Raw genomic sequence first — 20,187 nt, 5'->3', positions numbered from 1 at the left:
GATTGAACGCTTTACCGTTGCCGGGTGCCAGGGCATGTTAACCAAAATTGTGAGCGCTTCGCAAAGAGGTTACTATGTCCACCACTTCACCGCTGACCCTCAGCGCCATTCTGGCCCGTCGGGACTGGGAAAATCCTGGCGTCACCCAGTGGAACCGTCTGGCCGCACACGCGCCGTTACACAGCTGGCGCAATGAACCCTCTGCCAGAGAGGAGGCTGGATCCATCAGCAGGCACACTCTGAACGGAGTGTGGCGGTTTAGCTACTTTACCGCGCCGGAGCAGGTTCCTCAGGCATGGGTAACCGAAGATTGCGCCGATGCCGTTGCGATGCCCGTGCCGTCTAACTGGCAGATGCAGGGGTTCGACACGCCCATCTATACCAATGTTACCTATCCTATTCCCGTTAACCCGCCTTTCGTGCCGCAGGAAAACCCGACCGGTTGTTACTCGCTCACATTTGAGGTGGATGACGCCTGGCTTCGAAGCGGGCAGACCCGCATCATCTTCGACGGTGTGAACTCGGCGTTCCATCTCTGGTGCAACGGGCAGTGGATGGGCTATTCCCAGGACAGCCGATTGCCCGCCGAATTTGACCTCTCGGCGGCCTTGCGCCCCGGGCAGAACCGGCTGGCGGTCATGGTATTGCGCTGGTGCGACGGCAGCTATCTGGAAGATCAGGACATGTGGCGCATGAGCGGCATCTTCCGCGATGTGACGCTGCTGCATAAACCCAAGACGCAGATTGCCGATTATCACGTGGTGACGGACCTGAATGCGGAGCTGGATCGCGCGGTGCTGAAGGTGGATGTCGCGCTGGCAGGCGCTGGCTTTGCAGACTGCGAGGTGGTCATGACCCTGTGGCGCACGGGTGAAAAATGCGCCAGCGTTTCCCGGCGGCCAGGATCTGCCATCGTCGACGAGCGCGGCAGCTGGGCAGAGCGGCTAACGGCGACGATCCCTGTTGACCAGCCCGCGCTCTGGAGCGCTGAAACGCCAGAACTGTATCGCCTGACGATTGCGCTTCTTGACCCGCAGGGGGAGGTGCTGGAGGTTGAGGCGTGCGACGTGGGCTTCCGCCGCGTTGAGATCGGCAATGGCCTGCTGAAGCTTAACGGTAAACCGCTGCTGATCCGCGGGGTTAACCGGCACGAGCATCACCCGGAAAACGGCCAGGTGATGGACGAAGCGACCATGCGCCGCGATATCGAAATCATGAAGCAGCACAACTTCAACGCCGTGCGCTGCTCGCACTATCCGAACCATCCGCTGTGGTACCGGCTTTGCGACCGCTACGGGCTGTACGTCGTTGACGAAGCCAATATCGAAACGCACGGCATGGTGCCGATGAGCCGCCTTGCTGACGATCCGCGCTGGCTGCCCGCCATGAGCGAACGCGTGACCCGCATGGTGCAGCGCGATCGTAATCATCCCTCGGTTATCATCTGGTCCCTGGGCAATGAGTCGGGCCACGGCGCGAATCACGATGCGCTCTACCGCTGGCTGAAAACCACCGATCCTACGCGTCCGGTGCAGTATGAAGGCGGCGGCGCGAACACGGCGGCGACCGATATTGTCTGTCCGATGTACGCCCGGGTCGATCGGGATCAGCCCTTCCCGGCAGTGCCTAAATGGTCAATCAAGAAATGGATCGGCATGCCGGACGAAACGCGCCCGCTGATCCTCTGTGAATACGCCCACGCGATGGGAAATAGCTTTGGCGGGTTTGCGAAATACTGGGAAGCGTTTCGCAGCCATCCTCGCCTGCAGGGTGGGTTTGTCTGGGACTGGGTCGATCAGGCCCTGACGAAACGGGACGAAAAGGGCAACGCGTTCTGGGCCTACGGCGGAGACTTCGGCGATAAGCCGAACGATCGGCAGTTCTGTCTTAACGGGCTGGTGTTCCCCGATCGCTCGCCGCACCCGGCGCTGTTCGAGGCGCAGCGCGCCCAGCAGTTCTTTACCTTTACGCGGGTCAGCACCTCTCCGCTGGTGATTGAGGTGCAAAGCGGCTATCTGTTCCGCCACACCGATAACGAAGTGCTGAACTGGACGGTTGCCCGGGACGGGGACGTGCTGGCCGCGGGCGAGGTGACGCTCTCGATGGCGCCTGAAGGCACCCAGCGTCTGGAGATTGACCTGCCGGCGCTGAAAGCCGTGCCGGGTGAGGTCTGGCTGAACGTTGAAGTACGCCAGCCGCGGGCAACGCCGTGGTCTCCGGCTGACCATCGCTGCGCGTGGGAGCAGTGGCCGCTTCCAGCTCCCCTCTTTATTGCTCCGCCAGTCCCGGCGGGCGAGCCGCCGGTGTTAACGCAAAGCGATCGCATTCTGGAGATCGCCCATCGTCAACAGCGCTGGCAGTTCGATCGCGCAACCGGAAACCTGTCCCAATGGTGGCGAAACGGCGTTGAAACGCTGCTTTCACCTCTGACGGATAACGTCAGCCGCGCGCCGCTGGATAACGACATTGGCGTGAGTGAAGCGACGCAGATCGATCCGAACGCCTGGGTTGAACGCTGGAAAGCGGCGGGCATGTACGAACTCACCTCGCGCGTTCTGCACTGTGAGGCAAAGCAGCACGCAGGCGACGTGGTGGTCACAACCCAGCACGTGCTTGAGTATCGCGGCAAAGCCCTGTTCATGAGCCGTAAAGTCTGGCGGGTGGACGATCGGGGCGTTCTGCATGGCGATATTCAGATTGATGTTGCGTCTGATATTCCTGAACCCGCGCGCGTTGGCCTGAGCGTTCATCTTGCCGAAACGCCGGAAAACGTTCACTGGCTGGGGCTGGGGCCGCATGAAAACTACCCGGACAGAAAGCTGGCGGCGCAGCAGGGGCGCTGGACATTACCTCTCGAGGCCATGCACACGCCGTATATCTTCCCGACGGAAAATGGTTTGCGCTGCGATACCCGGGAACTTGTGGTGGGAACGCATCAGCTGAACGGCCGGTTCCATTTCTCGGTGAGCCGCTACGGCCAGCAGCAGCTGCGTGAGACAACCCATCATCATCTGCTGCGCGAAGAGCCGGGATGCTGGCTCAATCTCGATGCGTTCCATATGGGCGTGGGCGGCGACGACTCCTGGAGCCCCAGCGTCTCTCCGGAATTCCTCCTGCAGACACGCCAGCTTCGCTATACCTTCAGCTGGCAGCAGACCCTTAGCTGACCATGAAGATGCGGCCACAGAGCGTGGCCGCAGTCTTACGCCAGAATGCCGCTCAGGCCATGCAGGCTCATGTAAATCCCTACTACGGTAATCAGCGCAGCGGAGATCCACGGCGCTTTACGGGAGAATTCGCTAAACCCGGGCCAGCGTTTGGTCGCGTGCTTGAGGCTTAAGGCCGCAATCGCGCCGGAAGCGACCAGCGTTAACGCCAGACCAATGCTGAAGCTGAACACCAGCGTCGCGCCGAGGGCGAAATGCTTCAGCTGCAGGCAGATCAGCAGCACGGTGATGGACGCCGGACAGGGGATAAGCCCGCCGGTCAGGCCAAACATCACGATCTGGCCGGTGGTGACGTTTTGACCGCTGAAGCGCCGGTTAATATCCTGCGCGTGAGCGCGCTGGTGGGCGTCCTGCCACTCTTCTTCAACCAGCGTGTGTTCGTGGTGGTGATGATGATTATGATGGTGGTCATGGTCATGGTCATGGTCATGGTCATGGTCATGGTGGGCGTGGTGGTGATGACGATCGTGCGGCCGGCTTTCTTTCCAGGTTCGCCACGCCATCCACAGGGCGATCGCAACGATCAGCACCCCGGAAATCAGCTGGAACCAGGGTTCGGACGTGTGTGCATCCCAGCCCCGACCAAACCATAATCCCGCCATCGCAACGAGCCAGACCACCGCCGTATGGGAGAGCGTTGCCGCCAGGCCGAGCAGCACCGCCTGTTTCAGCGTGCCTCGGATGGCAACAATAAAGGCGGCCATCATTGTTTTTGAATGGCCCGGTTCCAGGCCATGTAGCGCACCGAGCAGGATAGCGCTGGGAACAAACAGCCAGGCGTTGCCCTGCTGAAGGAGTGAAGCAAAATCGGTCATGGGAAATTCCGGAGTGGAAAGCGTGCGGAGATACTACTCCCCCCCAGTAGCGTAATACTACCCCCCAGTAGAAAAATACTCAGGGGGAGTAGAGCGTGGTATGCTTTAAAAGCCAAAAAATAAGGGATACAGAGATGTCACATACCGTTCGCGACAAGAAGATGTTACTGACTCGCCTGAAGAAAATTCAGGGGCAGAGCACCGCGCTGGAAAAAATGCTCAACAGCGATCACGAATGCGCCGAGGTGTTACAGCAGCTGGCGGCGATCCGCGGGGCGGTGAATGGCATGATGATGCAGGTGATCGAAGGGCATTTAACCGATCATGTGGTGAAAGAGCCTGAAGAAGCGCAGCGTGAAGCCGATCTTGGCGTGGTGTTGCGGGTGATGAAATCCTATCTTAAGTAGAATGCATGCCGAGGTTATTTTCTGCCCAGAGAATAAATTCCGTTTTTGGCAGCGCTTTGCTGTAGTACCACCCCTGCCCGTACTGCACGCCGTGGCGGTGTAGCCAGGCGAGTTGCCCTGCGGTTTCGACGCCCTCCGCTACCATCGCCAGCTTCAGCGACTTCGCTATTTCAATGATGTGCGGCGTCACATTTTTATACTCCAGCGCATCCACGAACGATTTATCAATTTTTAGCGTATCGACGTCCAGATCCTGCAGATAGCTCAGGCTGGAATAGCCCGTGCCAAAATCATCAATATAGACAGGGTGGCCCGAACGACGGAATGCGGCGATAGCCGGTGCGCTAATTTTGGGATCGGCAAAGCCGCGCTCGGTGAGCTCAAGGGCGATTTGCCGGGGGTGGATCTGCCACTTGTTCAGGAGCTGGCTCAACAGAGGCGGCAGGATGCCGGAGGTTAAATCGGCAGGGGCGAGGTTAATGGAGATATGCTGATCCGGATAGCGTTGCAGCCAGTGGCCCATATCTTCAAACACCTTTTCGATGACTAACTGCGTCAGCTTCGAGATGAGCCCCGTTTGCTCGGCAAGAGGGACAAAAATATCCGGCGAGAGGCAGCTTCCGTCCGGCTGCGGCCAGCGCGTTAGCGCCTCAGCGCCCACAATTTTTCCGCTACAGAGCGCCACGATGGGCTGATAGTGGACCACAAAATCCCGGCTGTTAATTGCGTCAAGCAGGCGATTGCGCGGCGACTGGATACGCCGCAGGATCCGCAGGACAAACAGTGCGGCGAGCAGGCTTATCAACATGCCGAACGGTAACCAGAAAAGAAGCTGCCGGTGCCAGGTTTCAGCCAGCGGTTTGAGCGTTGCCCATGCGACAACGGTAAACCCAAGCTCAGGTACAGACTTCATGACGTACATTGAACCGTTGTACTGCACGCTTTTCACACCCCGCTCCTGAACCATGTCGCGGATATGAGAGTCGAGCTTGCTGCTGCTGGCAAATATGCGGTGCGTTGCGCTTCCTACCAGGGCGGCATCAATCGCTATCTCGCCGAAAGGGATCACGTCCACCAGCGAGGCAGGATCGATCATGACAAGGTAGTGGCCTTTTCCCAGCACCGTCATGTAGCGGTTAAACCCAAGATCGTTTTGCGTGGTCAGCCACGCGCTGTAACCATCTTCGGTAATGCGCATTGGAGGAGGGAAAGGGGACGCATGGCTGGTTTGCTCCAGGGAGGAGCAGAGCGGTCGAAGGTTGTCGATATAAATCACTTCCTGGACATATCGCCACGAGAAAGCGACCCGGCGCATTTCCCGCAATTGCAAGGGGCTACACGGCACGCCCTCAAAGGCCTGCAGGTGATCGAGCGCTTCTTTTGCCTGATCCACAACCCTGTCGGTGCGTACCAGCACGCGGGAGGCATAGTTATCCAGCGCATCGGCGAATTTATCTTCCGCCTGGCGATGGGCCAGCCAGATGCTCAGGCAAATGGGGACCAGCACAGAAAAGATAAGTACGCCAGTCACCAGACTGACCAGATGTCGGGTTTTCATGCTGTCGTGTCCTTCCTCGTATACCCGTTCCTGGGCATTGAGTTCCCTGCCTGAAGAGAAAGATTTTACCGCGAAATGATATAGTTATAGCACGTGGTTGGCATGGTTTTCATTTTATCTCAGGCATACGAGAAATTATCGTCAGAAGAGAGGGGTTGTTTTTTCAACCTCGCCTGGATATTATTTTGTTATGTTATAACAAAACATAAAGGATTTACGATGAAACCCGATATCCACCCAGCCTATCGCACCGTGGTATTCCACGACACCAGCGCTAATGAATACTTTAAAGTTGGCTCAACCATTAGGACCGACCGCGAAATTGAACTCGACGGTGAAACGTATCCGTACATCACCATCGAGGTTTCTTCAAAATCGCACCCGTTTTATACCGGTAAGCAAAAAACGTTCTCCACGGACGGCAGCGCAGCGCGCTTCCGCAAGCGTTTTGGCGGTTTTCTCAATGCGAAGCGGGGCTAATCATGCAGGTACTTAACTCATTACGCAGTGCAAAGCAGCGCCACCCGGATTGCCAGATTGTCAAACGCAAGGGACGCTTATACGTGATTTGCAAATCTAATCCGCGCTTTAAGGCGGTTCAGGGACGTAAAAAAAGACGCTAAACGCGCGTTTCTCGCCAGCTTTCCAGGGATCTAATCTGTTTGCCATCGGCGGTAAAATTGTCGGTGGCAAGCCAGCTTTCAAAGGCGCTCGCCAGCGCCGGCCACTCTTTGTCGAGAATCGAAAACCAGTCGGTATCTCGGTTACGGCCTTTTATGACCAGCGCCTGACGAAAGCGCCCCTCAAACTGAAAGCCCAGACGCAGCGCCGCTTTACGGGAAGGCTCGTTCAGGCTATTGCACTTCCATTCATAACGCCGGTACCCCAGGGAATCGAACACGTATCGCATCAGCAGATACTGCGCTTCTGTCGACCCTGGCGTGCGGCTTAACAGAGGAGAGAAGTGAACGTGCCCCACTTCCACGACCCCGTTTTTAGGATCGATCCGCATCAGGGACAGCGTCCCGACAGGAGACTGGGTCCGGTTGTCCATAACGGTAAAGTGGATGGGATCGGATAACTCACTTACGCTCGCCACCCAGTTGGCAAACTCCTCTGCGGTGGCATCGGGTTCACGCAGCAGCCACGTCCAGCTGCGGGTATCTTCGGCCAGGGAATAGGCGGAGAACAACGCGTGGGCATGCTCCACGCGCAGCGGCTCAAGCCGACAATAGTGACCCTGAAGGACCACCCGGGACGGGTGCTGACGAGGCTGCCAGTCGATAAGGGCTTCGCCTACAGGCTGTCCAAACTCGTTGAATGTATTCATCTTTATTTCCATGACGTTGAAAAGATCTCCAGATTAGTGAATTGCTGGTTCCTTAAAAAGAACCACCAGGCTATGTTTTTCTGGTACCACAAGGAGGGAAGATGAATATACCGGGTGATGAGTTTTACACTTTGCTCCATGCTGCGCTGAAAAAGCGTGGGCAGGAGACGCTTCAGCGCGCGCTCTATCTCGCTTTGCGGGAGGCCATACTGGGCGGAAGGCTTCGGTCCGGCAGCCAGCTGCCCGGTTCGCGAACGCTGGCGCAGCAGATCTCGGTTTCCCGAAACACCGTCAATGCGGCGCTGGACCAGCTCACGCTCGAAGGTTATTTACTGCGTAACCGTCAGGGAACGCGGGTGGGGCAATTCGCTCATCGTACGATTGCCCGGACATTGCCGGATCCTGACGTCAGTCTGACAAAACGGGTCGCCCTGCTGCCCGCGCCCGTGCCGCGCGACACCCCGGTGATGGCGTTTACGCCGGGAACGCCTGCCATTAACTATTTCCCCTTGCCGCTGTGGCGGCGATTGTACGATCGCGTCCTGCGCGAGGAGGGGAGTGCCCTGTTAGGCTATGGCGACCCGGCCGGCGAGCCGTCGCTGCGCGCCGCGATTGCCCGGCATCTCGCCCTGTCCCGCGGTATCGACTGCGACGCCAGCCAGATTGCGATAACCGAAGGGGCGCTTGAAGGCGTCAACCTCTGCACGATGCTGTTAAGCGAGCCTGGCGATGTCGCCTGGGTAGAAAACCCCGGCTATAGCGGGGCAAAGAGTGCGTTTGTTAAAACTGGCCTGGCAATGACGGGAATACCGGTTGATGACGAGGGAATGTGCTGGGAAGGGCTGGATGCGCCTGCGCCCTCAATGATTTTTACCTCACCTTCGCATCAGTTCCCTTACGGAAGTGTGCTCAGCGCGCGGCGGCGGCTGGCGCTGCTGGAGCTGGCCCGGCAGCACAACGCGTGGATCATTGAAGACGATTACGACAGCGAGTTCCGCTATGCCGGTGAGCCCGTACCGGCGATGCTGGGAATGGTCAACAATGCGCTCGTTGTGTATCTGGGGACGTTCAGTAAAACGCTGTTTCCCTCGCTCAGAATGGGGTTTATGGTTTTACCGCCAGCGCTGGCGAAAGCGGCTCGCCCGGCTATCGGCTCGCTGTTGCGCGGAGGGCATCGTGCGGAGCAGCGTACCCTGGCGCTGTTTATTGAAGAAGGTCATTACGCCCGTCATCTTGCCGCCATGCGTCGGCTCTACCGTAAACGCTACCGCCAGCTGCGTGAGGTGCTGGGCGCAGAGCTTTATTCTCCGCACCGCATTCTGGCAGGCGAAGGGGGAATGCATCTGACGCTGGCGATAGACGGTATTGACGACCAGAAGCTGGTGGAGCAGGCGAGGGCGTTTCAGCTGGCACCCGCTGCGCTGAGCGGGTACTACCTGGAGGCGAAGCAGGGGCAAACCGGTCTGGTTTTAGGTTACGGCAATACCTCTGCTTCTCAGTTTGCGCCGGGGATCCGACGCCTGCAGGCGTTAATTACGCAGCAGCAGGGCGGGAAAGGGTAAAAACATCATAGAAAGAGAGCTGACCTTTGGTGGAGACCATTTTCTGCAGCTTCTCTTTTTGCCCGGCTTCAACCGCCGGAGAGTGCATAATGTTCTCGATCAGCTCTTCTGGCACGTAACGCGTGTTGTACCATTCGCCGTTATAGCAGACCCGAAAATCGAGCACGTCGATATCTTCGTAACGGTAGCGCGGATTCACGTCGAAAAAGAAAAAGGCGTTAAAGACGACAAACAGTACAACCAGCAGCCAGACGGAGTCCACCAGCGTTTCGGACTTCAGCATCACAACAAGCGTCGCCAGCCAGGCGGCATACATGGCGACAAACAGTCCAGGATGTTTGCGAATAAAGCTAATGCTAAAGCGCGGGCGATTGTCGCGCTTTTCGCGGAGGTTAAGATCGTCGATGGTGGCGGTAAGCAGGCGCTGTATCTCGGTCATTTTTTGCCTTCATAAGAGTTGACAATACAGGGGGTCTGCCAATTTTAGGGGAGCCATCAGGCTGAAAAAAGTAACAGTCTGGCGCTAAAAGACTATAACAGTTGACTCCCCGCAACCTCACAGCGTTTTGATGATTTTTGCCGGATTGCCGCCAACGACGACGTTAGCCGGGACGTCTTTCGTCACGACGGCGCCGGAGGCCACGACCACATTATCACCAATGGTGACGCCAGGGTTAATGACAGCCCTGCCGCCAATCCAGACGTTATTGCCAATATTGACGGGTTTTCCAAACTCCACGCCGCTGTTTCGTTCTTCCGCGTCCAGGGGATGGGTAGCCGTATAAATATGAACACCCGGTGCGAGCATACAGTTATCGCCAATATGAACAGGGCAGACATCCAGCATCACGCAGTCGAAGTTAGCGTAAAAGTTTTTGCCCAGATAAATGTTATATCCGTAGTCGCAGCGGAAGCTCGGCTCAATATAAGCGCCTGCGCTTTGTCCCAGAAGTTCCGCCAGAATGTTCTGGCGTTCTGTTTTTTCATCAGGCGCGGTGTGGTTATAGCGGTAAACCAGATGGCGGGCGTGCAGTCGGTCAGCCCGTAACGTCTCATCGCCGGGGCGGTAATGTTCACCGGCAATCATTTTCTGTTTTTCTAAGCTCATTGGAAACCTCTCTGGATGTTATTACCGAAGGGTAATCGGAACAGGCCAGAAGGGGAACGTTCCCGAAAAGCCGATGTGACTGACGTCACAACATTGCTGCTGATGAACACGTTTTACACGGAGACCTGGCCTGGGCACAGGGAGCATAACGGGACAGGTAAATACTCAGAACGAGGCGTAGAACTCTACAGACACCCTTCAAAGATTAACGGACAAATTTCCACACAGAAGTAGGGATTTTGTCATACAGTTTATTCATTGTCAGTTCAGCAAGACGATGGTCAGCGGCTGAATAAAATACCGCCAGTTCATTATCAGAAAGCTCGTATTTATTCTTTTCAATGACGCGCTCAAGCGTGTCAATTGACTGACAACGTCGTAAGCGCATCAAATAATCGATTTTTGTGAGTGGTTTATCAGACATAAATTCACCTTAGTAATTGTAATAATTTTAACAGGAAAGACTCACCGGGTTAGCTCTGCTCACGTTGACGAAACAGCGGAATAGCCGATTTCCCGATTTACGCCATTTTTGCAAATCCTGAGCGTTAATGCCGTAACTGCTGAACAACATAAAGGTGTCGTCCAGGTATTCATCAATTTGCTCAATGAGCTTATTATCTTCATTGTACTTAATTTTATAATTAAGTGCGAAGGTTGCGATATGCTCTATCAGCTCATTCAACTGTAAATTGATGGCAGACGTTGGGTCGTTTACCCAGCCATGGTTACTTTCATCAAGATTGGCAAGGCAGTCATGGTACAAGGATTCGCAGAGAAATTTCAACTGCGCGATATCATGCCTTTTTGGCGAGTACTCGTCCATAGCGCATCCCCTTCTGAGTGATTTCTTACTCACCGAACATCATTGTCGGGATGGATACAACTGACTTAGCTACATGAGTGCTGTGTTCCTGATAACCTAACTATAAGCCACTCCTTCCTGGATTTCACCGCGCTATTACGAAAAATTACAAATAAAAACCGCAGGCTGGGAGCGTGTACGCAAATGGTCACCCTGGACTCAACGTTTTTATCCAAATTAACGACGGGGTTTTATCGCTTCCTTACGTTTCATCGGCTTAGCAAAAATGATGAGAAAAGTTCAGATTCAGACTTATCTTTGTAAGAACATCTTATTAGGAATATTCCTAATATCTTAAGCGGGGAAATGAAATTAAAAAAATCCTGAATTCACCGATTAAGGTATCAGTTAATTATGATATGTCTATTTAAGATGGCAGAAAATAAATAGAGCCACAATAAGCGTAATTTATGATTTTTTCTGAAAATGAAAAAGGCCGCTAATGCGGCCTTTTTATCATGTGGAACCGGTATCAGTGAGGTTCTACCGAATGACTGTGTTCAACATCTTCATTCTTGCGGCTAAAGCGGCGGCGAACCACCACGAAGAACACCGGTACGAAGAAGATAGCCAGTACGGTCGCGGTAACCATACCGCCCATCACGCCTGTACCTACCGCGTTCTGCGCGCCGGAGCCCGCACCGGAGCTGATAACCAGCGGCAGTACGCCGAGGATGAACGCCAGCGACGTCATCAGGATTGGGCGCAGACGCATACGAACCGCTTCAAGCGTCGCCTCAATAAGACCTTTGCCTTCTTTCTCCATCAGATCTTTGGCGAATTCAACGATAAGTATCGCGTTCTTCGCCGACAAGCCAATGGTTGTCAGCAGGCCTACCTGGAAGTAAACGTCGTTGGTCAGTCCACGGAACGTTGCCGCAAGCAGCGCACCGATAACCCCGAGCGGAACCACCAGCATAACGGAGAACGGAATCGACCAGCTCTCGTACAGTGCCGCCAGACACAGGAAGACCACAATCAGTGAAATGGCGTACAGGGCTGGAGCCTGGTTACCGGACAGACGTTCCTGATAGGACATACCGGTCCAGTCATAGCCGATACCCGCAGGCAGTTTGCTTGCCAGTTCTTCCATCAGGTTCATGGCTTCACCGGTGCTTCGGCCCGGAGCAGCCTGACCCAGGATCTCCATCGATGGCAGACCGTTATAGCGTTCCAGACGCGGCGAACCGTATTCCCAGCGTGAGGTTGAGAACGCCGAGAACGGTACCATCTGACCATTGCTGCCGCGCACGAACCAGCTGTTGATATCGTTAGGCAACATACGGTACTGCGCCTCGGACATCACGTACACTTTCTTCACACGACCGCGGTCGATGAAGTCGTTAACGTAGCTACCGCCCCAGGCAGCGCCCAGCGTGGTGTTGATGTCACTGATGGATACGCCCAGCGCCTGGGCTTTCTCCTGGTCGATATCGATCTTGTACTGCGGCGTATCTTCCAGGCCGTTTGGACGCACGCCAACCAGCAGGTCAGGGTGTTTAGCGACTTCACCAAACAGCTGGTTACGCGCCTGCGTCAGTTTCTCGTGACCCAGACCGCCCTGGTCAATCAGCTGGAAGTCGAAGCCGGTCGCGGTACCCAGTTCAACAATCGCTGGCAGGTTAAAGGCAAAGACCATCGCATCTTTAATCTGCGAGAAGGTGCCCATTGCACGACCAGTGATGGCTTCAACCTTGTTCTTTTCGCCCGGACGTTCAGACCAGTCTTTCAGAGAAACGAAGGCAATACCGGTGTTCTGACCACGACCCGCAAAGCCAAAGCCGTTAACCGCAAACACGGACTCAACGTTGTCTTTCTCTTTGGTGAGATAGTAGTCCGTCACTTCATCCAGCACTTTCTGGGTACGCTCTTGCGAGGCACCCGCCGGAAGCTGTGCCATCGTCAGGAACACGCCCTGGTCTTCATCTGGCAGGAACGAGCTTGGCAGACGGACGAACAGGAAAGCCATGCCCACCACGATGATGATATAGAGCAGCAGGTAACGACCGGTGCTGCGCAGGATGTTGCCCACGCTGTCGGTGTAGTGGTGCGTGCTCTTATCGAACATGCGGTTAAACCAGCCGAAGAACCCTTTGTGCTCGCCGTGACCGCCTTTCTGAATTGGCTTCAGCATGGTGGCACACAGGGCAGGAGTCAGGATCAACGCGACCAGCACCGACAGCGCCATCGCGGAAACGATGGTAATGGAGAACTGACGGTAAATCGCACCGGTAGAGCCTCCGAAGAAGGCCATCGGGATAAATACCGCAGACAGTACCATCGCGATACCGACCAGCGCGCCCTGGATCTGGCCCATTGATTTACGGGTCGCTTCCTTCGGCGGCAAACCTTCTTCCGCCATCACGCGTTCGACGTTCTCGACCACGACGATGGCGTCATCCACCAGCAGGCCGATGGCGAGCACCATCCCGAACATCGTCAGGGTGTTTATCGAGTAGCCGAATATCGACAGGATCGCAAAGGTCCCGAGCAATACCACCGGCACGGCAATCGTTGGGATAAGCGTCGCGCGGAAGTTTTGCAGGAACAGGTACATCACCAGGAATACCAGGATGATCGCCTCAACCAGCGTCTTAACCACTTCATGAATCGAGATTTTGACGAACGGCGTGGTGTCGTACGGGTAAACGATTTTCAGACCTGACGGGAAGAACGGTTCCATCTTCTTCAGCTCTGCGCGGATCGCCGTGGCGGTGTCCAGGGCGTTAGCGCCGGTCGCCAGTTTGATACCCAGACCGGAAGCCGGTTTACCGTTAAACTTCGCGATGATGTCGTAGTTCTCACCGCCCAGCTCAACTTTCGCCACGTCGCGCAGGCGAACCTGCGAACCGTCCTGATTCACCTTCAGCAGAATTTTGCTGAATTCATCAGCAGAGGTCAGACGGGTCTGCGCGATGATCGAGGCGTTAAGCTGCTGGCCTTTCACCGGCGGCGTACCGCCTAACTGACCGGCCGCTACCTGGGCGTTCTGCGCTTTAATCGCGCTGATCACGTCAACCGGCGTCAGCTGGAAGTTGTTCAGCTTGTTCGGATCCATCCAGATACGCATCGCGTACTGGGAACCGAACAGCTGCACGTCACCCACACCGGAAGTACGGCTGATGGCGTCCTTCATGTTGGCGCCCACGTAGTCGGAAATATCCTCCTGCGTCATGGTGCCGTTGGTGTTGATAACGCCGACAACCATCAGGAAGCTACTGGACGATTTCTCGACGCTCACACCCTGCTGTTGTACTTCCTGCGGCAGCAAAGGCATTGCCAGCTGCAGTTTGTTCTGCACCTGAACCTGCGCAATGTCAGCATCCGTACCTGACTGGAAGGTCAGGGTGATCTGCACCGTACCGGTGGAGTCACTGTTTGAGGACATGTACATCAGGTTATCGATACCGTTCATGTTCTGTTCGATAACCTGGGTGACGGTGTCCTGCACCGTTTTCGCATCAGCCCCCGGGTAGGTTGCGGAAATTGTCACCGCCGGTGGCGCAATCGTTGGATATTGCGCGACAGGCAGCTTCAGGATCGCAAGTCCCCCGGCCAGCATGATGATTATGGCGATCACCCACGCAAATATGGGGCGATCGATAAAGAAATTAGGCATGTCTTAACGGCTCCTGTTTAAGTTAAGACTTGGTTTGTTCTGACTGGCCAGCGGCCGAAGCTTGTTGTTTATCGTCAGATTTCACTTCCTGTGCTTTAACCTGCGCGCCAGGACGAACTTTTTGCAAACCAGTAACAATCACGCGATCGCCATCTTTCAGACCTTCCGTCACCAGCCATTTATCGCCAATCGCCTGAGTGGCGGTGATATTGCGCGTTTCGACTTTGTCATCAGCCCCAACAACCAGCGCGCTCGCATCGCCGCGTGGCGTACGGGTCACACCCTGCTGTGGAACCAGAAGTGCGGTTGGATTCGTTCCTTCTTCCAGACGCGCGCGAACGAACATACCTGGCAGCAGATTTTTGTCAGGGTTCGGGAAAATCGCACGTAAGGTGATGGAACCGGTAGTCTGGTCGACCGTCACGTCAGAGAATTCCAGGGTACCTTCCTGCGGGAACTTAATACCGTCGTTGGTAATCAGCTCCACCTTGGCTTTGCCGTTTTCCTGTTTCAGGGTGCCGTTAGCCAGCTCCTGTTTCAGGCGCAGGAAATCGTTGCTGGACTGCGTCACGTCAACGTAGATCGGATCAAGCTGCTGCACGGTTGCCAGCGCATTGGTCTGACCGTTCTGCACCAGCGCCCCTTCCGTGACGGAAGATTTACCAATACGACCGCTGATAGGGGAGGTCACTTTGGTATAGGCCAGGTTAATGCGCGCGGTTTCGACGGCCGCTTTGGCTGCCACCACGGCCGCGTTAGCCTGCTGTGCATCGGCCAGAGCGGTATCGTAATCCTGTTGGCTGATGTACTTGGTACCGAGCAGCTTTTGGTAGCGGTTCAACGTCAGCTGAGCAATTTTGGCCGCGGCTTGTGCTTTCGCCAGGTCGCCTTTCGCACTTTCATAAGAGGCCTGATAGGTTGCTGGATCAATCTGATACAGAGACTCACCGGCTTTCACATCACCACCTTCGGTGAAGTTACGCTTCAGGATAATGCCGCTGACCTGAGGACGCACTTCCGCAATGCGGTAAGCATTGGTACGGCCTGGTAATTCGGTGGTGATTTGTAGAGGTTCAGATTTGAGCGTCACGACGCCTACTTCTGGCGCCTGCTGAGCTCCTTGTTGAGCTGGTTTGTCGTCACATCCTGTTAGCGCTAAGCTGCCTGAGAGCATCAGAACGACCGCCAGAGGCGTTAACCCTCTGTTTTTGTTCATATGTAAACCTCGAGTGTCCGATTTCAAATTGATCAAGGGTCCTGAGTCTAAAAACCCATTGCTGCGTTTATATTATCGTCATGCTATGGTACATACATTCACAAATGTATGTAAATCTGACTCCTGTAAATTCACCCACCTATGGCACGAAAAACTAAACAACAAGCGCTGGAAACCCGACAACACATTCTGGATGTGGCAATACGTTTGTTCTCGCAGCAGGGTGTTTCATCCACCTCGCTGGCGCAGATTGCTCAGGCTGCCGGTGTGACGCGAGGAGCGATTTACTGGCATTTTAAAGATAAGTCAGATCTGTTCAGTGAAATCTGGGAGCTTTCAGAGTCCAGCATTAGCGATCTCGAGAGTGAGTATCGGGCAAAATTCCCTGACGATCCACTCTCAGTATTGAGAGAAATATTAGTATATATCCTTGAAGCAACGGTAGTTGAAGAACGTCGCAGATTAATGATGGAGATTATTTTTCATAAATGCGAGTTCGTGGGCGAGATGGCGGTGGTGCAGCAGGCGCAACGCAGCCTTAGCCTGGAGAGCTATGATCGTATTGAACAGAATCTGAACCTGTGTATGCAGGCAAAACTCTTACCGGCCAATCTCTTGACCCGACGGGCGGCAATCCTGATGCGCAGCTACATTTCAGGTCTGATGGAAAACTGGCTTTTCTCGCCGCAATCCTTTGACCTCAAAGAGGAAGCCCGCAGCTACGTGGCGATTTTACTGGAAATGCTACAGCTCTGCCCCACGCTGCGCAGCGACGCGCCTTCGCTAACGGCCTGAGCCCTTTCCAGGATTTATCTCAGAGGATAACGTTCGCGCTATTCTGCTTTCAGCGAGCGTGATATTCTTCACGCCGGACTATTTTCGGTCATCTTCTGACATCATTCACAACTATGCTGCCCATCAATCGCTCGCAACATCCTGTTTTTGCATTGCTCTTTGCGATGCTGTTTTTCTTCGCCACGGCGCCGCTGACCTGGGCCCGCGCCGATAACAGCAACGATATTCCCTCGCGCAGCGATGTTCAGTCGCAGCTCGACACGCTGAATAAACAAAAAGATCTCTCCCCTCAGGATAAACTCGTCCAGCAGGATCTGACTGAAACGCTGGAAACGCTGGATAAAATTGAACGCATCAAAGCGGAAACCGTCCAGCTTCGCCAGAAGGTGGCGCAGGCGCCTGAAAACATGCGTAAGGCCACCGACGCGCTGAATGCCCTCAGCGATGTGGATAACGACGACGAGACGCGCAAGACGCTCTCGACGCTCTCTTTACGCCAGCTGGAGTCCCGCGTCGCGCAACTGCTCGACGACCTGCAAACCGCGCAGTCGGATCTCGCCACCTATAACAGCCAGCTTGTCTCGCTGCAGACCCAGCCCGAGCGCGTGCAAAACGCGATGTACGCCGCGTCTCAGCAGCTGCAGCAGATCCGCAACCGTCTGAACGGCACGACGGTAGGCGAAGGCACGCTGCGCCCGACGCAGCAAACCCTGCTGCTGGTACAGCAGACCTTGCTTAATGCGCAAATCGAACAGCAGCGTAAAAGCCTGGAAGGGAATACGGTGCTGCAGGACACGCTTCAGAAACAGCGTGATTACGTCACCGCGAATATTAACCGCCTGGAACACCAGCTTCAGCTGTTGCAGGAGGCGGTCAACAGCAAACGCCTGACCCTGACGGAAAAAACCGCCCAGGAGGCCGTATCGCCTGATGAAACTGCCCGCATTCAGGCGAATCCGCTGGTGAAACAGGAGCTCGAGGCCAACCACCAGCTTAGCCAGCGCCTGATACTGGCGACGGAAAACGGCAACTCGCTGGTTCAGCAAAATATCAAAGTGAAGAACTGGCTGGATCGCGCGCTGCAGGCTGAACGCAACATCAAAGAGCAGATCGCGGTCCTGAAGGGCAGCCTCCTGCTGTCGCGTATTCTCTACCAGCAGCAGCAGACGCTCCCGTCCGCCGATGAGCTGGAGGACATGACCAACCGCATTGCGGATTTACGTCTGGAACAGTTTGACGTCAACCAGCAGCGCGATGCCCTTTTCCAGAGCGATGCCTTTGTCGCCAAAATTGAAGAGGGGCATTCCAGCGACGTGAACCCGGAAGTGCATGACGCGCTGCTCCAGGTCGTCGATATGCGTCGCGAGCTGCTGGACCAGCTCAACAAACAGCTGGGCAACCAGCTGATGATGGCCATTAACCTGCAAATCAACCAGCAGCAGCTGGTGAGCGTCTCGAAAAGTCTGCAGGAGATCCTGACCCAGCAGATTTTCTGGGTGAACAGCAACAAGCCGATGGACTGGGACTGGGTCAAATCCTTCCCGGAGACGCTGAAAACGCAAATTAAGAGCATGAAGGTCACCGTAAACTGGGAGAAAGCCTGGCCTGCGGTGACGATTGCCCTGCTGGCTGGATTACCGCTGCTGCTGATTGCCGGCCTGATCCGCTGGCGTCTGGGCTGGCTGAAAAAATACCAGGCGAAGCTGGCCTCCGAAGTGGGTCAGCTGCGCAACGATAGCCAGCTCCATACGCCAAAAGCGATTCTGATCGATCTCATCCGCGCCCTGCCGGTGTGCCTGATTATTCTGGCCGTGGGCCTGATTCTGCTCACGATGCAGCTCAACGTCAGCGACCTGCTGTGGGCGTTCAGTAAAAAACTGGCGCTGTTCTGGCTGGTCTTTGGCGTGTGCTGGAAGGTGCTGGAAAAAGACGGCGTGGCGGTGCGTCATTTCAACATGCCTGCGCAGCTGACCAGCCACTGGCGTCGTCAGATTGTGCGCATCAGCCTGGCGCTCCTGCCGCTGCACTTCTGGTCGGTTGTCTCTGAGCTTTCTCCGCTGCACCTGATGGATGACGTGCTGGGCCAGCTGGTCATTCTGCTGAACCTGCTGCTGATTGCGATCCTGATGTGGCCGATGTGCCGCGACAGCTGGCGTGATAAAGAGTCCCACAATATTCGCCTGGCCACCGTGACGGTGCTGGCGATCATTCCGCTGGCGCTAATGGTGCTGACGGCAACGGGCTACTTCTATACCACGCTGCGCCTGTCCGGGCGCTGGATTGAAACGGTCTATCTGGTGATCGTCTGGAACCTGCTCTATCAGACCGTGCTGCGCGGCCTGAGCGTGGCGGCCCGCCGCATCGCCTATCGCCGTGCTATCGCGCGTCGTCAGCATCAGGTGAAAGAGGGGGCCGAAGGCGCGGAGCCTCAGGAAGAGCCGACCATTGCCCTGGAGCAGGTTAACCAGCAGACGCTGCGCATCACCATGCTGGTGATGATCGCCCTGTTTGCGGTGATGTTCTGGGCTATCTGGTCCGATCTTATTACCGTTTTCGCCTATCTCGACAGTATTACCCTCTGGCAATACAACGGTACCGAAGCGGGCGCGGCGGTCATGAAAAGCGTGACCATGGGCAGCCTGCTGTTTGCGCTGGTGTCGTCGGTGGTGGCCTGGGCGCTGATTCGCAACCTGCCAGGCCTGCTTGAAGTGTTGCTCCTGTCACGTCTGAATCTCCGCCAGGGGGCGTCCTACGCCATTACCACGATCCTCAACTACGTGATCATTATTGTCGGGGCGATGACGGTCTTTGGCTCGCTTGGCGTCTCGTGGGATAAACTGCAGTGGCTGGCGGCCGCCCTCTCGGTCGGTCTTGGTTTTGGCCTGCAGGAGATCTTCGGTAACTTCGTGTCCGGCCTGATCATCCTGTTCGAACGTCCGGTACGAATCGGCGATACCGTTACCATCGGCACCTTCTCCGGTACGGTCAGCAAGATCCGTATTCGTGCCACCACCATCACCGACTTCGATCGCAAAGAGGTGATCATCCCGAACAAAGCGTTCGTGACCGAGCGCCTGATCAACTGGTCGCTTTCCGATACGGTGACGCGCGTGGTGATCCGCCTGGGCGTAGCCTATGGATCGGATCTGGAGAAGGTGAAAGAGGTGCTGCTCAAGGCGGCGTCAGAACACCCGAAAGTGATGCACGATCCGGCTCCGGCGGTCTTCTTCACCACCTTTGGGCCGAGCACGCTGGATCACGAGCTGCGTTTATACGTGCGCGAGCTGCGTGACCGCAGCTACACGGTGGATGAACTCAACCGTTCTATCGATCGTCTGTGCCGTGAAAACGATATTAATATCGCCTTCAACCAGCTTGAGGTTCACCTGCGTAACGAGAAAGGTGATGAGCATACGGAAGTGAAGCGCGACATTAAGGGTGACGATCCTACGCCTGCTTAATCTATTTTCTCTCAGCCCTCAGGGGCGAGGGAGCGATTTTCCCCCTCTCCCTCAGGGAGAGGGCTGGGGTGAGGGTAATTTACCTTCAAAATCCCGCCGCACAATCTCCAGCGCCTTAAGCACCGTCTCGGCGGGGATCTCATGATTCTCGAGAAGCATAATCAAATCGACGGCCAGCTTGACCTCATCGGGTGCATTTTCCAGTGACATGGGTGTGGCTCCTG

General features: G+C 55.6%; 16 protein-coding genes and 1 pseudogene. 7 read left to right on the top strand and 10 right to left on the bottom strand.

Features of this window, described 5'->3' with window-relative positions; genetic code table 11:
* Positions 1-74: 74 nt before the first annotated feature.
* Positions 75-3,167 carry a beta-galactosidase gene (locus AC27FC_RS09195; RefSeq protein WP_487160046.1) on the top strand — a complete coding sequence of 1,031 codons (3,093 nt, stop codon included), beginning with the start codon at positions 75-77 and terminating at the stop codon, positions 3,165-3,167.
* 35 nt (positions 3,168-3,202) lie between these two features.
* Here the strand turns inward: AC27FC_RS09195 and AC27FC_RS09190 are convergent, their stop codons facing one another.
* Positions 3,203-4,042 carry a nickel/cobalt efflux protein RcnA gene (locus AC27FC_RS09190; protein ID WP_196354752.1) on the bottom strand — a complete coding sequence of 280 codons (840 nt, stop codon included), beginning with the start codon at positions 4,040-4,042 and terminating at the stop codon, positions 3,203-3,205.
* Positions 4,043-4,176: 134 nt separating this feature from the next.
* On the opposite strand from AC27FC_RS09190, the gene AC27FC_RS09185 reads away from it, so the two are divergent.
* Complete coding sequence (locus AC27FC_RS09185) at positions 4,177-4,449, top strand: metal-sensing transcriptional repressor (protein ID WP_023310594.1); 273 nt, start codon at positions 4,177-4,179, stop codon at positions 4,447-4,449.
* Here the strand turns inward: AC27FC_RS09185 and AC27FC_RS09180 are convergent.
* The gene (locus AC27FC_RS09180) at positions 4,442-6,007 is read right to left on the bottom strand and encodes an EAL domain-containing protein (RefSeq protein ID WP_069303748.1); all 1,566 of its coding nucleotides are present in this window, start codon (positions 6,005-6,007) and stop codon (positions 4,442-4,444) included. The genes AC27FC_RS09185 and AC27FC_RS09180 overlap by 8 nt on opposite strands.
* A 219-nt stretch (positions 6,008-6,226) precedes the next feature.
* On the opposite strand from AC27FC_RS09180, the gene AC27FC_RS09175 reads away from it, so the two are divergent.
* Both AC27FC_RS09175 and ykgO read left to right on the top strand, forming a co-directional pair.
* Positions 6,227-6,487 carry a type B 50S ribosomal protein L31 gene (locus AC27FC_RS09175; protein WP_045356432.1) on the top strand — a complete coding sequence of 87 codons (261 nt, stop codon included), beginning with the start codon at positions 6,227-6,229 and terminating at the stop codon, positions 6,485-6,487.
* Positions 6,488-6,489: 2 nt separating this feature from the next.
* Positions 6,490-6,630, top strand: coding sequence for a type B 50S ribosomal protein L36 (gene ykgO, locus AC27FC_RS09170; RefSeq protein WP_003859006.1), 141 nt, complete (start codon positions 6,490-6,492; stop codon positions 6,628-6,630).
* Here the strand turns inward: ykgO and AC27FC_RS09165 are convergent.
* Positions 6,627-7,337: a GNAT family N-acetyltransferase gene (locus AC27FC_RS09165; RefSeq protein ID WP_087822105.1), complete on the bottom strand. Its 711-nt coding sequence runs from the start codon at positions 7,335-7,337 to the stop codon at positions 6,627-6,629. The genes ykgO and AC27FC_RS09165 overlap by 4 nt on opposite strands.
* A gap of 101 nt (positions 7,338-7,438) precedes the next feature.
* On the opposite strand from AC27FC_RS09165, the gene pdxR reads away from it, so the two are divergent.
* A complete protein-coding gene (pdxR, locus tag AC27FC_RS09160; RefSeq protein ID WP_094934746.1) occupies positions 7,439-8,899 on the top strand; it encodes a MocR-like pyridoxine biosynthesis transcription factor PdxR in 1,461 nt (486 codons plus the stop codon).
* On the opposite strand, the gene AC27FC_RS09155 is transcribed toward pdxR, so the two are convergent.
* The 6 genes from AC27FC_RS09155 to acrA all read right to left on the bottom strand — a co-directional run bounded on the left by AC27FC_RS09155 (position 8,871) and on the right by acrA (position 15,707).
* Positions 8,871-9,338, bottom strand: coding sequence for a YlaC family protein (locus AC27FC_RS09155; RefSeq protein WP_045400719.1), 468 nt, complete (start codon positions 9,336-9,338; stop codon positions 8,871-8,873). The genes pdxR and AC27FC_RS09155 overlap by 29 nt on opposite strands.
* Before the next feature lie 117 nt (positions 9,339-9,455).
* On the bottom strand, positions 9,456-10,007 hold the full coding sequence (gene maa, locus AC27FC_RS09150) for a maltose O-acetyltransferase (RefSeq protein WP_047061252.1): 552 nt from the start codon (positions 10,005-10,007) through the stop codon (positions 9,456-9,458).
* A gap of 205 nt (positions 10,008-10,212) precedes the next feature.
* Positions 10,213-10,431, bottom strand: coding sequence for an HHA domain-containing protein (locus AC27FC_RS09145; RefSeq protein ID WP_008499287.1), 219 nt, complete (start codon positions 10,429-10,431; stop codon positions 10,213-10,215).
* 27 nt (positions 10,432-10,458) lie between these two features.
* The gene (gene tomB / locus AC27FC_RS09140; protein WP_008499288.1) at positions 10,459-10,833 is read right to left on the bottom strand and encodes an Hha toxicity modulator TomB; all 375 of its coding nucleotides are present in this window, start codon (positions 10,831-10,833) and stop codon (positions 10,459-10,461) included.
* Between the two features lie 511 nt (positions 10,834-11,344).
* Positions 11,345-14,491, bottom strand: a complete 3,147-nt coding sequence (gene acrB / locus AC27FC_RS09135) for a multidrug efflux RND transporter permease subunit AcrB (protein ID WP_029741964.1) — start codon at positions 14,489-14,491, stop codon at positions 11,345-11,347.
* Between the two features lie 22 nt (positions 14,492-14,513).
* Positions 14,514-15,707: a multidrug efflux RND transporter periplasmic adaptor subunit AcrA gene (acrA, locus tag AC27FC_RS09130; RefSeq protein ID WP_029741963.1), complete on the bottom strand. Its 1,194-nt coding sequence runs from the start codon at positions 15,705-15,707 to the stop codon at positions 14,514-14,516.
* A gap of 141 nt (positions 15,708-15,848) precedes the next feature.
* Between acrA and acrR the strand changes: the two genes are divergently transcribed.
* The gene (gene acrR / locus AC27FC_RS09125) at positions 15,849-16,502 is read left to right on the top strand and encodes a multidrug efflux transporter transcriptional repressor AcrR (RefSeq protein WP_033144791.1); all 654 of its coding nucleotides are present in this window, start codon (positions 15,849-15,851) and stop codon (positions 16,500-16,502) included.
* Between the two features lie 113 nt (positions 16,503-16,615).
* Complete coding sequence (mscK, locus tag AC27FC_RS09120; protein WP_094934745.1) at positions 16,616-19,963, top strand: mechanosensitive channel MscK; 3,348 nt, start codon at positions 16,616-16,618, stop codon at positions 19,961-19,963.
* Positions 19,964-19,974: 11 nt separating this feature from the next.
* On the opposite strand, the pseudogene rsmS reads toward mscK, so the two are convergent.
* Positions 19,975-20,173 (bottom strand): annotated as a pseudogene (rsmS, locus tag AC27FC_RS09115) (pleiotropic regulatory protein RsmS).
* Between the last annotated feature and the right edge of the window lie 14 nt (positions 20,174-20,187).

This window comes from Enterobacter sp. C3_dUdeg (assembly GCF_057536195.1).
This window is presented reverse-complemented; position numbering and strand designations above follow the sequence as displayed.

What these genes read in the sequence shown, in the direction of transcription:
- AC27FC_RS09195 (WP_487160046.1), top strand. Translation starts at nt 75, where the DNA reads ATGTCCACCACTTCACCGCTGACCCTCAGCGCCATTCTGGCCCGTCGG.
- AC27FC_RS09190 (WP_196354752.1), bottom strand. Translation starts at nt 4,042, where the DNA reads ATGACCGATTTTGCTTCACTCCTTCAGCAGGGCAACGCCTGGCTGTTT.
- AC27FC_RS09185 (WP_023310594.1), top strand. Translation starts at nt 4,177, where the DNA reads ATGTCACATACCGTTCGCGACAAGAAGATGTTACTGACTCGCCTGAAG.
- AC27FC_RS09180 (WP_069303748.1), bottom strand. Translation starts at nt 6,007, where the DNA reads ATGAAAACCCGACATCTGGTCAGTCTGGTGACTGGCGTACTTATCTTT.
- AC27FC_RS09175 (WP_045356432.1), top strand. Translation starts at nt 6,227, where the DNA reads ATGAAACCCGATATCCACCCAGCCTATCGCACCGTGGTATTCCACGAC.
- ykgO (WP_003859006.1), top strand. Translation starts at nt 6,490, where the DNA reads ATGCAGGTACTTAACTCATTACGCAGTGCAAAGCAGCGCCACCCGGAT.
- AC27FC_RS09165 (WP_087822105.1), bottom strand. Translation starts at nt 7,337, where the DNA reads ATGAATACATTCAACGAGTTTGGACAGCCTGTAGGCGAAGCCCTTATC.
- pdxR (WP_094934746.1), top strand. Translation starts at nt 7,439, where the DNA reads ATGAATATACCGGGTGATGAGTTTTACACTTTGCTCCATGCTGCGCTG.
- AC27FC_RS09155 (WP_045400719.1), bottom strand. Translation starts at nt 9,338, where the DNA reads ATGACCGAGATACAGCGCCTGCTTACCGCCACCATCGACGATCTTAAC.
- maa (WP_047061252.1), bottom strand. Translation starts at nt 10,007, where the DNA reads ATGAGCTTAGAAAAACAGAAAATGATTGCCGGTGAACATTACCGCCCC.
- AC27FC_RS09145 (WP_008499287.1), bottom strand. Translation starts at nt 10,431, where the DNA reads ATGTCTGATAAACCACTCACAAAAATCGATTATTTGATGCGCTTACGA.
- tomB (WP_008499288.1), bottom strand. Translation starts at nt 10,833, where the DNA reads ATGGACGAGTACTCGCCAAAAAGGCATGATATCGCGCAGTTGAAATTT.
- acrB (WP_029741964.1), bottom strand. Translation starts at nt 14,491, where the DNA reads ATGCCTAATTTCTTTATCGATCGCCCCATATTTGCGTGGGTGATCGCC.
- acrA (WP_029741963.1), bottom strand. Translation starts at nt 15,707, where the DNA reads ATGAACAAAAACAGAGGGTTAACGCCTCTGGCGGTCGTTCTGATGCTC.
- acrR (WP_033144791.1), top strand. Translation starts at nt 15,849, where the DNA reads ATGGCACGAAAAACTAAACAACAAGCGCTGGAAACCCGACAACACATT.
- mscK (WP_094934745.1), top strand. Translation starts at nt 16,616, where the DNA reads ATGCTGCCCATCAATCGCTCGCAACATCCTGTTTTTGCATTGCTCTTT.